General features: G+C 61.5%; 14 protein-coding genes. 3 read left to right on the top strand and 11 right to left on the bottom strand.

The annotated features are described in order from the left end of the window. Window positions 1–1,251: putative PEP-binding protein (locus VBE63_RS11545; protein WP_323683174.1), on the top strand; the 1,251-nt coding region annotated here is incomplete at its 5' end. Window positions 1,252–1,534: 283 nt separating this feature from the next. On the opposite strand, the gene VBE63_RS11540 is transcribed toward VBE63_RS11545, so the two are convergent. The 3 genes from VBE63_RS11540 to VBE63_RS11530 are packed head-to-tail and all read right to left on the bottom strand — an operon-like array spanning window position 1,535 to window position 3,365. After that, on the bottom strand, window positions 1,535–2,293 hold the full coding sequence (locus VBE63_RS11540) for an SDR family oxidoreductase (RefSeq protein WP_323683173.1): 759 nt from the start codon (window positions 2,291–2,293) through the stop codon (window positions 1,535–1,537). A 53-nt stretch (window positions 2,294–2,346) separates the two neighbouring features. Continuing rightward, complete coding sequence (locus tag VBE63_RS11535) at window positions 2,347–2,640, bottom strand: hypothetical protein (protein ID WP_323683172.1); 294 nt, start codon at window positions 2,638–2,640, stop codon at window positions 2,347–2,349. A 38-nt stretch (window positions 2,641–2,678) separates the two neighbouring features. Further along, entirely contained in the window at window positions 2,679–3,365 is a 687-nt protein-coding gene (locus VBE63_RS11530) for an ankyrin repeat domain-containing protein (protein ID WP_323683171.1), read from the bottom strand. Between the two features lie 214 nt (window positions 3,366–3,579). Here VBE63_RS11530 and VBE63_RS11525 point away from each other — a divergent pair, with 214 nt between their 5' ends. Continuing rightward, a complete protein-coding gene (locus VBE63_RS11525) occupies window positions 3,580–3,999 on the top strand; it encodes a hypothetical protein (RefSeq protein ID WP_323683170.1) in 420 nt (139 codons plus the stop codon). A gap of 153 nt (window positions 4,000–4,152) precedes the next feature. Here VBE63_RS11525 and VBE63_RS11520 read toward each other — a convergent pair whose 3' ends face one another. From VBE63_RS11520 to VBE63_RS11485, 8 genes are all read right to left on the bottom strand, one after another. Further along, window positions 4,153–4,755, bottom strand: a complete 603-nt coding sequence (locus VBE63_RS11520) for a putative 2OG-Fe(II) oxygenase (protein ID WP_323683169.1) — start codon at window positions 4,753–4,755, stop codon at window positions 4,153–4,155. Window positions 4,756–4,892: 137 nt separating this feature from the next. Beyond that, window positions 4,893–6,113 (bottom strand): protoporphyrinogen/coproporphyrinogen oxidase, encoded by a 1,221-nt coding sequence (locus tag VBE63_RS11515; RefSeq protein WP_323683168.1) that lies wholly within the window; start codon window positions 6,111–6,113, stop codon window positions 4,893–4,895. Window positions 6,114–6,225: 112 nt separating this feature from the next. Then, window positions 6,226–6,726: a hypothetical protein gene (locus VBE63_RS11510; protein ID WP_323683167.1), complete on the bottom strand. Its 501-nt coding sequence runs from the start codon at window positions 6,724–6,726 to the stop codon at window positions 6,226–6,228. Window positions 6,727–6,759: 33 nt separating this feature from the next. Continuing rightward, window positions 6,760–7,329, bottom strand: a complete 570-nt coding sequence (locus VBE63_RS11505; protein WP_323683166.1) for a DUF3365 domain-containing protein — start codon at window positions 7,327–7,329, stop codon at window positions 6,760–6,762. Window positions 7,330–7,470: 141 nt separating this feature from the next. After that, window positions 7,471–7,866: a septal ring lytic transglycosylase RlpA family protein gene (locus tag VBE63_RS11500; RefSeq protein ID WP_323683165.1), complete on the bottom strand. Its 396-nt coding sequence runs from the start codon at window positions 7,864–7,866 to the stop codon at window positions 7,471–7,473. Window positions 7,867–8,049: 183 nt separating this feature from the next. Next, window positions 8,050–8,610, bottom strand: a complete 561-nt coding sequence (locus VBE63_RS11495; RefSeq protein ID WP_323683164.1) for a hypothetical protein — start codon at window positions 8,608–8,610, stop codon at window positions 8,050–8,052. A 5-nt stretch (window positions 8,611–8,615) separates the two neighbouring features. Beyond that, window positions 8,616–9,497, bottom strand: a complete 882-nt coding sequence (locus VBE63_RS11490; RefSeq protein ID WP_323683163.1) for a 2-oxoacid:ferredoxin oxidoreductase subunit beta — start codon at window positions 9,495–9,497, stop codon at window positions 8,616–8,618. Next, window positions 9,497–11,404, bottom strand: a complete 1,908-nt coding sequence (locus VBE63_RS11485; RefSeq protein WP_323683162.1) for a 2-oxoacid:acceptor oxidoreductase family protein — start codon at window positions 11,402–11,404, stop codon at window positions 9,497–9,499. Before VBE63_RS11485 ends, VBE63_RS11490 begins: the two co-directional genes overlap by 1 nt. Before the next feature lie 562 nt (window positions 11,405–11,966). Between VBE63_RS11485 and VBE63_RS11480 the strand changes: the two genes are divergently transcribed. Next, window positions 11,967–13,724, top strand: a complete 1,758-nt coding sequence (locus VBE63_RS11480; RefSeq protein WP_323683161.1) for an autotransporter outer membrane beta-barrel domain-containing protein — start codon at window positions 11,967–11,969, stop codon at window positions 13,722–13,724. Window positions 13,725–13,745: the final 21 nt, after the last annotated feature.

The following is a 13,745-nucleotide window of genomic DNA, read 5'->3' as shown; positions in this document are numbered from 1 at the left end:
GTCTATCTGGGCGAAATCCCGACCGTCGAGCCGGACTTCACGCCAGAGCTCTCGACCCTGCTGCAATGGGCCGATGAGGTCGCGCGGCTGAAGGTGATGGCCAACGCCGATACGCCAGAAGATGCCCGCAACGCGCGCAAGTATGGCGCGGTCGGCATCGGTCTGGCGCGCACCGAGCGCATGTTCAATGCCACCGATCGTCTGCCGTTGGTGATCGAGATGATCGTCGCGGAGACCCCAGAAAAGCGCGATGAGGCGCTTGAGGCGTTGCTGCCGCTGCAGCGCCAAGACTTCCGCGAGCTGTTCGAGGTGATGGCACCGAATCCGGTCACCATCCGTCTGCTCGATCCGCCGATCCATGAGTTCCTGCCCGATGAGCACCAGTTGGAGCAAGACCTGGCCGATCTGCGTGCATTGGCGGGCGCGACCCGCGGCATGACCGCCCTGGCCGGCTCGATGGGGCTGTTGCATACGCCCGATAAGGCGCGCGACGAGTTCGATGCGGTGCGCCGGGTGATGGACCCGATGATGGTCGAGGAGGCGATCGCGAAGAAGGAGGCGATGCTGCGCAAGGTGCGCGCGCTGCACGAGACCAACCCGATGCTGGGTCATCGCGGTGTGCGCTTGGGCATCTCCTTCCCGGAGATCTACAAGATGCAGGTGCGCGCGATTCTGGAGGCCGCCGCCGAGTGTGCTCAGGCCGGGATCGATATCCAGCCGCAGATCAAGGTACCGCAGGTCTGCACGGTGCAGGAGCTCAAGCGCGTCAAGGCCTATGTCGATGAGGCCCATGCCGAGGTGCAGGCCAAGCATGGTCAGCCGGTCAAGTTCAAGTTCGGCACCATGATCGAAGTGGTGCGGGCCTGCATGCGTGCCGCCTCGCTGGCCGAGGAGGCCGAGTTCTTCTCGTTTGGCACCAACGATCTGACCCAGGCTGTGTTCTCATTCTCGCGTGAGGATGCGGAGAACAAGTTCCTGCCGCTCTATAACCAGTCCGACGTGCTGCGCGACAATCCGTTCGAGGTGTTGGACGAGGAAGGCGTGGGCAAACTGATGCAGCTCGCGGTGGACTGGGGCCGAGGCGCGCGCAAGGGTCTGCACGTCGGTATCTGTGGTGAGCATGGCGGCCATCCGGCTTCGATTGCGTTCTGCGACCAGGCCGGGCTGGACTATGTCAGCTGTTCGGGGCCGCGGGTTCCGGTGGCGCGATTGGCAGCGGCGCAGGCGGCCTTGAAGCACCGGCCGCAATAGTCGTTGTCCTGTCGCCTGGGCAAGGTGACGTCATCGGTAGCTGGCGGCTGACTGCCGCTAGCGATCGGGCTCGACCGACTTGAGTCGGCGAGCCCTTTTTTTGCGCTGGATCCTGCGACCCGCTGCACTCAAGATGACGGGGCTGGTCTCTGTGATGATCATCGCGACCTTGCGTCTTGCATTTTGCGATGGCGGATGCCAAGCGAACAGAGGCTGGGTCGGGATGTGAGGGTCAGTTTGTGCGGATAAGCTGCGCCTGATCGGGGCGGCTTTCGGGCCGAACTCACGCCTTCTCGAGCGGTAAGCTGATGGCGACGGACTCGTCGACCGCGCTGGGATCGAATGCCAGCTCAAGCAACCGATCGGCGATGAAGGCTGGCGAGCTGAAACCTTCGTTGGCCTTGAGATCGAGAAACTTTTGTACGCGTGGGAATTGCTCTGGCGAGCAGTCGCGGATCAGCGCCTGCATGTCGGTATCGATGATGCCGGGTGCGACGGCGTGCACACGGAGTCCGCTGTCGGCCTCCTCAAGTGCAATTGACTCGCTCATCCGGTCCACGGCGGCCTTTCCCGCGCAGTAGGCGGACCAGCCGGCATAGGCGTTTCGCGCTGCGCCGGAGCTGATGTTCAACAGCACCCCCTCACCGCCGCGTGCATGCAGATGGCGGATGAAGGCGCGGCTGCCGTTGAAGACGCCGACGACATTGACCTGGATGTGGCGGGCGAATTCGGCGGGGTTGTTGTCGCGTAGTGGGCCGATCGGCGCGAGCAGCCCGGCGTTGTTGATCCAGAGATCAATGTGTCCAAACCGATCGACGGCGGCATCGCAGAATTGCTGCATCGCTTCGGCATCAATGACATCGGCGGCAATGCTGAGGATCTTGGCGCCGTCGCCGGCAAGCTCGGGTCGAGTCCGGGCGCAGACCGCAACCCGCAGGCCTTGCTCGAGGAAGCGTTCGGCGAGGCCGGCGCCGAGGCCACGGCTCGCCCCGGTGATCAGGGCAACCTTGTCGGTGAGATCGTTGTTGTTGAGGTGGATCATGGCGGGAGTTTTTATCGTCTCATTCAGTGAGCGCGGGGTTCATTCTCAGTCTCTCAGCGGGGCTCGTCAGCTAGCCAGCCTTGGAGCGCATCGACGAGCGCTTGCGCTTGCGCTCGGCTGGAGATGTTGAACTTGGACTGTTGTCGGTACTCGCCACTCCGCTTCTGGTAGCGACGGATGGTGTAGCGCTCGGGTCCGTAGACCTCCTTGGCCCGATCCCAGTCTTGGTAACGATAGAGGATGGTGGCCCAACTGCCTTTGGACAGGATCACCTTGTCAAGCTCCTTGACCGTCTCAAGGTCTCCCTCTGTGTAGGTGACGGTCAGATCTTCCACCTTTTCGGTCATGCCGGGCTCCTTGTTGTCGGTTCGACGGTTGTTTGTGCTCAGCGCTCAGCCCCATATTGCTCTAACAGGGCTACCAGGGTTGGCTCGTCTTGCTCCTCGGCGATCTGGAGCGTGGTCTTGCCGCTGCTACTAGCCAAGTTAACATTGGCACCTGCGCTGATCAGTTGTTTGGCGAGCTTCAGATTAGCAGCAGCGACGGCTCGGTGCAGGGGGGCATGGCCCTCTGGGTCGGTTGCGTTGAGATCGGCGCCACGGCTTTTCAGCAGTTCGATGCTGTCAGGATCCAGTGCCTGCTCATTAGCTAGATCAAACAGCAGCGCTTGCAGGTCATCCTCGGCGCCGTGCTTCAGTAGCAACTGGGCTGCCTGGGTCTTGCCGTTGGCCAGCGCGACATGCAGTGGCGTGCGGCCGAGCGCATCGCGCGCATCGAGTTTTGCCCCCTGCTTAAGCAGCTCGCGCGCGATCACGACGCGGCCCTGGCTGACCGCGACATGCAATGGATAACGGCCGTCAGGGCCCGCTTGATTGATGTCTGTCTTCCAGAACCGATGCCTCTTGATCTGATCGAGGTCAGCGGAATGCACGGCATGGTACAGGTTGACGGTCGGCCGCGGCGGCTCATCGCAACCGCTCAGCAGACCGATGAGGGCGAGCCCAGTGAGGAGGGTGCGAAGCAGCCATATTGGGCGGCGAAGCAGAGGCGTCGAGCGGTGAAGCAGGGGCATTGGGTAGTGAAGCAGAGGCATCGAGCGGCGAGGCAGCGACATCAGTTGGCCAAGGGGATGCTTAACATGAACGGGGACGCGACGGATGGTAAGCTGCAACTCCAAGATTGGACAAGGCGAGAGGGACCTTGGCGCCGCTTGCATGCCTGCAAGGCCTTGGTGGCTCACTTTGTCCCTCGCTCCCTGCCGAGGCTCCTGGTAGCGTAATCGGGTCATGTTCACAAAGCTCCTATTAACCGCCACCGTCATCTTGGTGGCCTGGCTGGTGGTTCGTGATCGCTGGCGTGCTGGCGATGATGCGCATGCGCGCCTGGGCCACAAGCTCGGCGCCGAGCCGGGCGCCCTGTCCAATCAGCGCTCGACAGCCTTGGGGCCGCTGATGCCGCGGGGCGCGGTCAAGCTCGCCGCCTATGGGCTGGTGATTCTGATGCTGGTTGGCACGGCACTCTATCTGTTTCAGGATTGGCAGCATGCGCGCGAGATCGTTCAGCTGCAGGTCGTGAATGTCTACACAGGCCAGGTTGACCGTTATGAAGCGCAGCGCGGGGATATCTCCCAGCGCAGCTTTGTCACCCTCGATGGGCGAAGGATACAGATCGCCGAGATGGAGCGTCTGATCCAAACTGAGCGCTAGATCTCGATCGAACGCTAGTCTTATTGCGCATTGCGCTCACGCCGGGTTTCAGCCGGGTGCGGCAGAGTGAAAGCGGAAGGCACCGCTTGCCTACGCGCTATGCCCGAGTTCAGCAGGGTGGGCAAGGGTGGAATCCGCCGATTCATGTGTTGCTCATCTGGGCATGGGCGAGGAGGGACCTGGGCCAATATTGAAGGCGATCGAGAGCCGCTGGGCATCGCTGCGGTTGATCTCGACCGAGTGCTCGAGCGCGGGTGCGAAGAGGAGCATGAGGCCTGGCCGTGGTTGCACACGGGTCTGGAATGGCGAGTCATGGAAGAGGATGTCGCCCGAGTCTGCCCGGGCGCTGACGTAATAGACGCCGGATAGCAGTTCGTCATGCTCTTCGTGGCTGTGACGGCTGGTGCTCTGGCCTGACTGCATCGCATTGGCCCAGAAGCCGATGCGCAGTGGCTGATGGGTGGCCATCGGCTCATCCAGCCAATCGGCGCGGCCACTGCTCAATAAGGTGCGCGCTTGCTCGAGCCCAAAGCTGAGCAGATCCGATAGGCCGGGCAGGCGCTCGGCCTTAAGGTAGAGGTTCTCGAAACGACCGCCGATAAAATGTGAGCGGCGCTCAAAGTCGCTGTCGCTCAGTTCAGTGAAGGCCCGCTCGAGTGGGCCGTTGATGGCTTCCGCCTGAGGATACTCGCAGGCGACGATGAGACTGCTCGCTTGCATGTCGGCTTGAGACTCATGCTCATGGCGCTTCGCCATCCGGCGTTGTCACCTCGGAGGATGACAGGACTGCGCGGGTAGCGATCGGTTGCTGTCAGCTTCATTCTGCATCGCCACCTCGGGCGATGACAGGGCTGTGAGGGGGCGCTGTGTTGCCGCACCCCTGGCAGTGGCTGCTAAGCGTCTGGCGTCATCGGCAAGGGGCCGAACAGCCGCTCGTGCTCGCTGCGGGTGCGGGTGACGCAGTCCTCGATGGAGACGCCGAGGAACCAGTTGCCGGTCACGGCGATCTGGCCGCCGGCGAGCGTTGAGTCGAGCGCCTGAATCCGGTCTCCGTGGTCGCGGTGTAGGGACGGCAGGCGGTTGTGGATATGAGCCTTGGCAAGGATATCGTCGACGCCTGCATCGATGGCCTGGCAGGCGGCTTGCTCGCGCTCGGCCTCGCTGAGCTGACCGCCGGGGAAGTGAAAGGCGAACCCGCGGTAGCGGTCGTCGGGCAGGACATCACGGGAGACCGCGGAGAGGAAGGCGCCATCGACGCTGATCAGTCCGGCGATCTCCTCAACCTTGAGTCCTGAGCGCTCAAACACCATCACCAGGGTGTCGATCTCGGCGACGCCAACGCCGGCGATGGCCTTGGCTGCGTCTGGAGCGACCTCGCTGAGCAGCGTCTGCGCCACGTCGGGCGGCACCGCAAGCGTGAGCTGCTTGCAGCTGAGACGGGTGCCGTCTTTGAGATCGATGCAAAGGCTCTGGCCAGCGTTGGCCGCGCTGATCCGGTGCGCCTGGGCGCCGTAGCGGACGTTGAAACCAGGCTGGGAGGCAATGGCGTTAGGGATGTCGGCGAGGCCGCTGGGCATGGTGAAGGCACGCAACACATCCTTGCGGCGGGGCTTCTTGCGGAACAGGGCCTCGGCCGGGAAGTCATCGGCATCCTGACAGACCACGGAGCGGAAGGCGGGCCTGAACAGCTCCTGATAGTTATGGGTGCCCAGCACCTTGCCGTAGTACTCGGCGACGGTCTTGCCTGCCTTCTTGACCCGGAACAGACCAGGGAGTGAGCGGATGAGCTCAAAGAGGTGGAGTGCAGAGAGGATGCTGCTGCGTTTGCCGTTGGACCAGAGCTTGTAGCTCTTTTTCGCCTTAGCCGTGGTCAGCTCGAGCAGGTTGAGCTGCTCCATGATACCGAGCAGATGGCCGTAGCTATTGAAGCAGGTGTGTCCGCCGGCCTCGACCCAGAAGCCATTGAGGGCCTCGAAGCGGCTGCTGTGGATGCAGCCACCAGGACGGTCGCTGGCTTCGAGCAGGAGGGTGTCGACGCCAGCCTGCAGCGAGTAATGCGCGGCAGCCAGTCCGCTGATGCCCCCGCCGATGACGATGTGCGCGTGGTCGGCCATGAATCAGGATTCTCTCTAGAAGCGGTGCAAGTCAGCCGCCTATCTTACGTGAATGCCAAGCCGTTCATCTTCACGAGTTGGCTGTGCGCCGTCGGTCTTGTATTCGTCAAGTCTAGTGGTCATGCCTCGTGGTCAGGGCCTCCTGTTGCGGCGGCTCGATCGGGGCCAGTTCCAGGGCGCTGAGGTCAAGCTTCGGCGGGACCGGTGGTGGAGGGGCGCAGTCTTCCAGGCTGGTGGCTTCGCTGGGGGCGAGCTGTAGATGGCTGGTGTCCGGCGGAGCTTGGGGTGGCGGTACTTGCTCGTCGATCAGGGTGCCAGCAGGAAGAAGCTGCATGGCCTGGTTTTCAGCGCCTGCATGGACATCCTGATCCTCCCCTGAAGAGGTTGGCTCAATATCAACCAGCGCGCCCGCGGCAGCGAAGGCGCGCTGATAACGCTCGGCATTCGCTTGATCGAGACTGCGCTTGACCGTTATCGGTTGGCCGCTGAACAACTGATCGAGCTGTGTATGACTCAGCCGGAAGCGCTCTTTGATCGCCTGCTTCGCCTGGCCAGGCGTGATTCCGCCTCGCAGGCGGCCTGAGAAGATGAGCTTGTAGCGCCTCTCTATCATCGACTCAGCCACGCTCGCCCCTTATGCGATTGGCTAAAGTGGCTTGGATAGGGTGAAGGCGCCGCGGATATCGCCGGCTGAATAGCCGCGGGCTTGATCCGCTGGATAGGCTTCGTCGATGGCGGCGGTCAGTTCGGGCATCAGGTCGCTGCCGTGACAGGCCAGGCAGACCTCCTGGGTTGGGATCGCCATCATGTACCGATAGACCTTTTGGCCATCGGTTTCGACCACTTCGGAGTAGCTCATGCCTTCAACCGGTTTGCCAGCAGCCTTGCGTGCCTCGAACTGCTCGAGCGTCTGCTTTTCCCAAGCATCAGGCGCATTTGAGGCATTGCGGGTCTTGAGGCTGGTGCGGCCGATTTCCCAGTCCGAGGTCTCGGAGAGGCTGTTGGCGATGGCCGGGGCCTTGTCTTGGCAAACTGCGACGGCGTTGACTGGGCCGCCAGCCTTCATGGCGCTGACGAGTTCCGTCTTGAGGCTGGAGGCGAACTGCTGGATGAGCGCCTTGGCTTCGTCATTGGCGCCTTGGGTCGTGTCGGCCATGGACAGGGCCGGGACGGCAATGAGTAGGGACGCTGCTGAAATGAGTCTGATCGAACGCATGGTTGCTGTCTCCTAAGACTGTTTGTAATGAAGCAGTTGCTAGATCTGGCCAGCTGGGCCGGTATCCAACCGCGTACATAGGGAGACTATGCCTTAGGAGACAGGTTCAATGCGATGGCAAAGCGCAACCTGCGCCATAGGCTAGGCGCCGCTGCGGCCGGGGACGCTCAGGATCTCGACCTTGACCTTGGTCAGGCCCTTCTTGAGCATCCCAAGCTCAGAGGCGGCGCGTCGGGAGAGATCAATGATGCGGCCCTTGACGAAGGGGCCTCGGTCGTTGACGACGAGGACGACGCTACGCCCAGACTTGGGTTCGGTGACGCGCACGCGTGTGCCGAGTGGCAGCGTTTTGTGGGCTGCGCTGAGTTGATGCTTGTTATAGATCTTGCCGCTGGCCGTCTTATTGCCGTGCAGGCTGTCGTGGTAGTAGGAGGCGACGCCGGTCATGACCTGGCCTGGCTTGGCCGCCATCAGGGGGCTGCTGGCGCTAGCGAGCAAAAACAGGCTGATGAGGAGGAGGTTGAACTTGTTCGTCATCGTGAAAACCGCAAGGTTGAAGATGCGAAGGCGCAAGGCCTTGGCGCATCTGTTGCCAATGGATGACGCAAGTATAAGTGAAAACCCTAACTATGGATATCCCTAACTATGGACATCCCTAGCAAGGGCTTGTCAGCCGATCGATGAATGGCGGCTGGGGTTGAGCCGGTCAGGCGGTCGGGGTCACTCAGGCCGATTGGGTGGGTCGAGGTCGCTGAGCCTGGGGGGGACTTCGCTCTCTGTGGCTTTTGCGCTGGCAAGCAATGCCTCGAGACGAGCGATCTGCTCCTGCTGTCGCGTCGCGATCGCGCTCAGCATCTGCTGAGTAGCGGTCGATGCGACCTGCTCGCGGGCGTTTGCAAAGCAGCTGTGCGCGCAGCGCTCACGCCTGAGCACCAGTCGTAGGAGTTCAGCCCCGCCAATCTGATGATGACAGGCGCTGGGCGCGCGGTCGCCGAAACGCATCGCGAGTAGGTCTGGACAGCGCCAGACCAGTTCCCAAGGAGCTATTCGCGGCAGTTGCTCGGGAGGCTGTAGACCTGGCATCGAGCTTGCCGTGGTCAGCGTGAGCTCGACCACAAGGCCCAGGAGATCGGCAGCGATCTGATTATGGTGGGCTTCGAGGCAGGCCTGCAGCTGCGCATAACGGGCGGCTGAATCGTGGGTGAGCTCGAGGGCGTGCGCGAGGGCTTCGGCGGCGCTGAAGGCGCTGACGTCTAACGGGGCGTTCGACTGGCTGTGCATGGGGGCTAGGCCTCCAACTCTGCTTCGATGGCATGGAGGGCCGCTTGGCGGTCTGGGCGGCTGCTAGCCGTCGAGCCCGTCCTGGTCGCGTCGCGGACAACCTCATGAAGGATGCCGAGGCCAAGGCCGTCATCCTGAACCTGCAGCGCGGGCGAGGGTTCGGCCCTGAGTCCGGCCTTGAGTCCGACTGTGGCTTCGATTCCGGGCTCGCTCAACTGATGAACCGCCTGCTTCCAGCTCGTCTGGTCATCAGGCCGATAGGTGCGGCAGGGGCTCAAGATATGGACGAAGGCAAAGCCAGGGTGAAGAATCGCGCGCGCAATCAGCTCGCTCAGCCCGTGAGGATCGCCACTGAAGCCGCGGGCAATGAAGCTGGCTCCCGACGCCAGCGCGATCGCCGCTGGTCGAAAGGCTGGCATGCCGGTGCCATGAGGCGTGAGGGCGCTCTGAGTCCACTCTGGAGGCGTGGTGGGCGAGGCCTGCCCTTTGGTCATGCCATAGACGGCGTTGTCCATGACGATGTAGCAGAGGTCGAGGTCGCGGCGGCAGGCGTGGAGGAAATGATTGCCGCCAATCGAGAAGCCGTCGCCATCGCCGCTGGCGGCAATGACGCTCAGGTCGGGGCGGGCGGCCTTGAGTCCGGTCGCCAACGGCAGCGCCCGCCCATGCAGGCCATGGAATCCGTAGCAGTCGAGATAAGCGGGCAGACGTGATGAACAGCCGATGCCAGAGATTACCGCGACCTCATGCTTTGGGCGCTCAAGAAAGGCGAGCGCCTTGGTCAATGCCGAGAGCACGCCGAAATGGCCACAGCCTGGGCACCAGATCGGCTTGACGTCGGAGAGGTAGTCGCGCGCGCGCAGACTAGGGATCATTGCTGGAGCCATCAGACGCCTCCTTCCGCCCTTGCGGTGGTGATCGGTTCGGGCCTGTCTTGACCCTTGCTGTGCTCGGGTTGAGCCTGGACATGCGCAGGCGCTTCGAGGAGCGGTTGTAACTGAGCGATGATCTCAGACGGGCGCAGGGGTAGGGGGCCGGGGCGCGCAAAGGACCGGGCGCTGGGCGGGAGTACCCGTTCGGCGTTGAGATAGCGGAAGAGCTGGCCGGTGGCGTTGATCTCGACGACCAAGACCTGGGTGCCCTCAATCGCTGCGCGCAGCTGGACGTGCTGTAACGGGGCGATCAGTCGTAGCCCGATGGTTTGAACGGGTACGCCTTGCGCGCGCAGACGCGTCGCGGCTTCTTGCGTCGCGCCCCAACTCGAGCCCCAGGTGAGGAGGCTGATGGTGCTGTCGGCTGGTCCATCGGCGCGGCCGCGAGGGTCGATCCGCGCCCAGCTATCGCCATAATCATGGGCGGTCAGCTTGTGGATGAGTTTGCTGAGCTGGTCGCGATGGTCGGCCGCGTTGCTCGAGGGCGTTCCCTGTGCGTTGTGCGCGAGTCCGTCAGCGGTGTACTCATAGCCGGGCTCGCCGGGGGAAGGCATCGGCGAGATGCCGTCGGGGCTTGGTGCGTAGCGTGCGAACTCGTTGACTGGCAGGGCGTCATCGGTGGGCGTTAGCGCTGGGGTGTCGCTGGTCCGCTTGCGCCCAAGCACCGGTGGGCAGCGTGGTGGTGGGTCGATGACCGCATGAGTCTGCCCGAGGGCCTGATCAGATAAGAGGATGGCGGCCGTTTGCAGGCGCTCGGCGAGCCGGCTGCCCCATTCGACGCTGTAGGCGCAGTCGCCGACATCCAGTGGTGCGAGCACGAGATGGGGGGCGTCGCCATGGAGTCCGTACAGGGCTTGGTTGAGGTCGGCTTGTTCAGACTTGGTAGGGAGCCCAGTACTGGGCCCGCCGCGGGCAACATCGACGACCAGGATGGGGGTCTCACTGGCCACGGCCAGTCCTATCCCTTCGGTCATCAGGCTGAGTCCGGGGCCCGAGGTGGCGGTCAGCGCGGGAACCCCGCCGAAGCTGGCGCCGACGAGCATGTTGACCGCGGCCAGCTCGTCTTCGGCCTGCAGAAGGGTGCCGCCGGTGCGCTCGAGTCGGGGCGCCAACCATTCCAACATCTCGCTGGCTGGGGTGATCGGATAGGCGGCGACGAAGCCGACCCCAGCGCGAAGCGCGCCAAGCCCAGCCGCAGCATTGCCGCTGAGGCGCCAGCGTTGGAGGGCTGCTTGTGCCTTGCTCGGGTCGGTCTCGGTCTGCGACGGGGCCTCGGTTTGCGGCTGGACCTCGAACTGGGCCGCCGTCGCACGATGACCGGTTGCGATGCAGGCTTTTGCCGCTTCGACGGCAGCTGGGGCCTTTTTGCCGAGTACGCTGTCAGTGGCCTCCGCGAGAGCCGGCAAGGGCAGCGCCATCTCGCTACCTAAGACCCCAACCGCAATCATGTTGGCACGGCCGCCACTGTGCTCGGCAGCATAACGGCCGAAGTCGACTGAGCGTTGCTCGGCACCGCTAGCAGCGATGCCGTTTGGAACCGCACCGGCGTTGCGATCGTGCAAGATCAGGCTGTTCGCATCCAGCGCGAGCTCGTCCTGAAAACGTTCGATGTTGCGCCAATCGAGTGCGGCGAGCAGGTCGACGCGATCGCCAATGTTGGTCACCATGCGGGGGCCGATGCGGAGGATGGCGACCGATTCGCCACCGCGCACCTGAGGCCCGGCCGAGCGCATCATGATGCCGTAACGGCCGCAACGCTGCGCCGCGGCCAAGAGGATGAACCCTGCCGTCAGCGCGCCGCTGCCGCCGGCGCCGCTGATGGCGACGGTGATGGATTCTCGATGATTATTCTGCCAGGACATTCGGATCTCCGCCGGGACATCGACCCGCCAATGCGGCGAGTCGAGCGGGGTCGCGGTGAGCGCCCCTTGGGCTTTAAGGATAGCGGATGGAATGCCGAGCGTCGGAATGAAGCCAAGGCAAGCTGATCAGGCGAACTCTGCTGGCGGTCTCTGAGTCTCCTTGTGTCAGCTTCCCGCCAACATGGCTGCGGTTTGTGGGGCTTAGGTGCAGCTGGGTTTGTTGTGCATCTGCGACTTCTGGCCCTTGCTGCAACCATAAGACGGTGACTCCCAGTTCCTCTTGCTACCCCGGGCCAGAGGATGTGCTAGCAACGCAAAATCAATCACTAGACCCCACTGACTCAAGCGCTTAGCGCAAAGCGAGCGCTGAAAGCATGAAAATGGTTCTCAATGTGGCTGTTGTCTTTATCCCAGCGTTGCAAAAAGCTGACAGCTGAGCTAGTCTAGAGTAGCCCCCAATCCGTAGCGGGGCGAGCGTTTGTTCAAAGCGGGTCCAGCCATTGACTGTGCGATTGACGATCAAGTCAATGCTAGGCTGCTCTTCACTTGCGGGTAAAATATCATGTCTACGCAAACCACATCCGGCATCCGAACGTCCAGAGGCTGGGCTGCATTCTGGGGTGCCACCGGATTCATACTGGCCGGCGCGGCCCAAGGCGAAAGTTATGAGTTCCTATTCGATTTTAATCAGGGGCAAGGCTTTGGAGAAGTGAGTCTTGACGGGCCCGCTAATGCCACATATGTGAGGCTTTCCGAGGCTGCAAACTTTCTAGCAAGTTTTGAGTATGAAGGGGTGACTTGGACGACCACGACTTACAGCGCTAGATACCCCGATACGATTGGCCTTAATCAAGCCAACGACGGCACTTGGTTTTGGGATGATAGCGGCGGTAGCAGTGGCGAACAAGAAGTCATCTCATTCTCTGAAAGCGGGAATCTGTTGTCATTCGATGAGGGCGATTTGGGAAGCAGGGTGTTTCGTGTTAATGGTGACCCAGCAGGCGAGTATGTTGCCACCAGAGGGTCAGTACCAACCATCAATCCTGTTGAAGTGCTCGAACGCATTGCGTTTACCTCAAATACCGCATCGACCGCCAAGGTCATCGGTACAGCCTGTCCCCAGGTTGCAGGATCTGGTACACAGTTTAGCAACGACTGCACCACGCTGGTTGTCGCGGCTGCGTCTCAGGTTCCAGAGCTTGAGAGTGAGTCAGCAGTGGCTCTGAGTGCCGTGACTGCTGAGCAAGCCACTGTTCCACTATCCTCCTCGCGCTCCAGTTTGAGTACTCAACTCCAAAACTTATCCTCGCGCCTTGCTGCCTTGCGGAGTGGTGCTACCGGCTTATCGATTCAGGGCTTGTCTGCTGCGAACGCTTCTGACGAGTTTTTTGTCTACGGAGGTGGTGCAGCTAGCGCTGATGGTGACAATACCCTGATATTTGGAGATGAGCGGATTGGTGTCTTTATTAACGGCACCTATAGCTCTGGAGATAAAGACGAAACCACGAACGAAGATGGCTTCAACTTTAACAGTTGGGGCTTTACAGCGGGCATTGACTACCGGTTTACGCAAGACTTCGTTGTCGGATTGGCGATTGGCTATGGCGAGAACGATACCAGTATCGACAATAGCGGCGGTAGTCTCGATACGAGTACCTTTAGTACCAGCCTCTATGGTACCTATTTTGTTAATGAGCAGCTTTATGTAGATGGCATTGTCACTTATAGCAGCAATGACTACGACCAAAAGCGAAACATCAACTATGCGATCGCAAATACGCCAGTACGGCAGGTCGCTAAGGCTGATTACGATGGCTCCCAGTGGTCTGCGGCTCTTGGTGGCGGTTATCAACTCTCAAGTGGCCCTTGGAGCTATGGTCCAACAGTGCGGCTTGAATATATCAGCGCATCCGTCGATGGTTATACCGAGAAGATGTCAAACCCCGGCCTAGCCGGCGGTGGATGGGCAGCGCGACTGAATGATCTCGACCAGGAGTCTTTTACCTCGTCGATCGGCTTTGATGTGGCCAGGTCGGTCAGTATGGATTGGGGGGTCTTGTCTCCACAGCTCAACCTGAGCTGGGTACATGAATTCAAGGATGACGCCCTAAGCATCAACGGCGTTTTTGTTGAAGATCCAAATCGTAATCGCTTTGGTGTTGCAAGCGATCGGCCTGATAGCGACTACTTCAATGGTCGTTTGGCTGTTGCTGCTCAATTGGCTGGCGGGACAAGCGCCTTCGTTTACTACAACAAGGTCTTTGGATATAAAGATCTTGACGTTGATACCTTCGGTGCTGGCGTCCGCATGGCCTTTTAGGCTAGCCTGCAGCGCAGAGGC

This window comes from Lamprobacter sp. (assembly GCF_034860625.1).
GTDB lineage: Bacteria > Pseudomonadota > Gammaproteobacteria > Chromatiales > Chromatiaceae > Lamprobacter.
The sequence above is the reverse complement of the archived record's forward strand: the minus strand, read 5'-3'. Positions and strand labels throughout refer to the sequence as shown.

Coding starts and splice junctions, on each gene's coding strand:
- VBE63_RS11485 (WP_323683162.1), bottom strand. CDS start 11,404: ATGTCCTGGCAGAATAATCATCGAGAATCCATCACCGTCGCCATCAGC.
- VBE63_RS11480 (WP_323683161.1), top strand. CDS start 11,967: ATGTCTACGCAAACCACATCCGGCATCCGAACGTCCAGAGGCTGGGCT.
- VBE63_RS11535 (WP_323683172.1), bottom strand. CDS start 2,640: ATGACCGAAAAGGTGGAAGATCTGACCGTCACCTACACAGAGGGAGAC.
- VBE63_RS11520 (WP_323683169.1), bottom strand. CDS start 4,755: ATGGCGAAGCGCCATGAGCATGAGTCTCAAGCCGACATGCAAGCGAGC.
- VBE63_RS11530 (WP_323683171.1), bottom strand. CDS start 3,365: ATGCCCCTGCTTCACCGCTCGACGCCTCTGCTTCGCCGCCCAATATGG.
- VBE63_RS11515 (WP_323683168.1), bottom strand. CDS start 6,113: ATGGCCGACCACGCGCACATCGTCATCGGCGGGGGCATCAGCGGACTG.
- VBE63_RS11495 (WP_323683164.1), bottom strand. CDS start 8,610: ATGCACAGCCAGTCGAACGCCCCGTTAGACGTCAGCGCCTTCAGCGCC.
- VBE63_RS11505 (WP_323683166.1), bottom strand. CDS start 7,329: ATGCGTTCGATCAGACTCATTTCAGCAGCGTCCCTACTCATTGCCGTC.
- VBE63_RS11540 (WP_323683173.1), bottom strand. CDS start 2,293: ATGATCCACCTCAACAACAACGATCTCACCGACAAGGTTGCCCTGATC.
- VBE63_RS11525 (WP_323683170.1), top strand. CDS start 3,580: ATGTTCACAAAGCTCCTATTAACCGCCACCGTCATCTTGGTGGCCTGG.
- VBE63_RS11490 (WP_323683163.1), bottom strand. CDS start 9,497: ATGGCTCCAGCAATGATCCCTAGTCTGCGCGCGCGCGACTACCTCTCC.
- VBE63_RS11500 (WP_323683165.1), bottom strand. CDS start 7,866: ATGACGAACAAGTTCAACCTCCTCCTCATCAGCCTGTTTTTGCTCGCT.
- VBE63_RS11510 (WP_323683167.1), bottom strand. CDS start 6,726: ATGATAGAGAGGCGCTACAAGCTCATCTTCTCAGGCCGCCTGCGAGGC.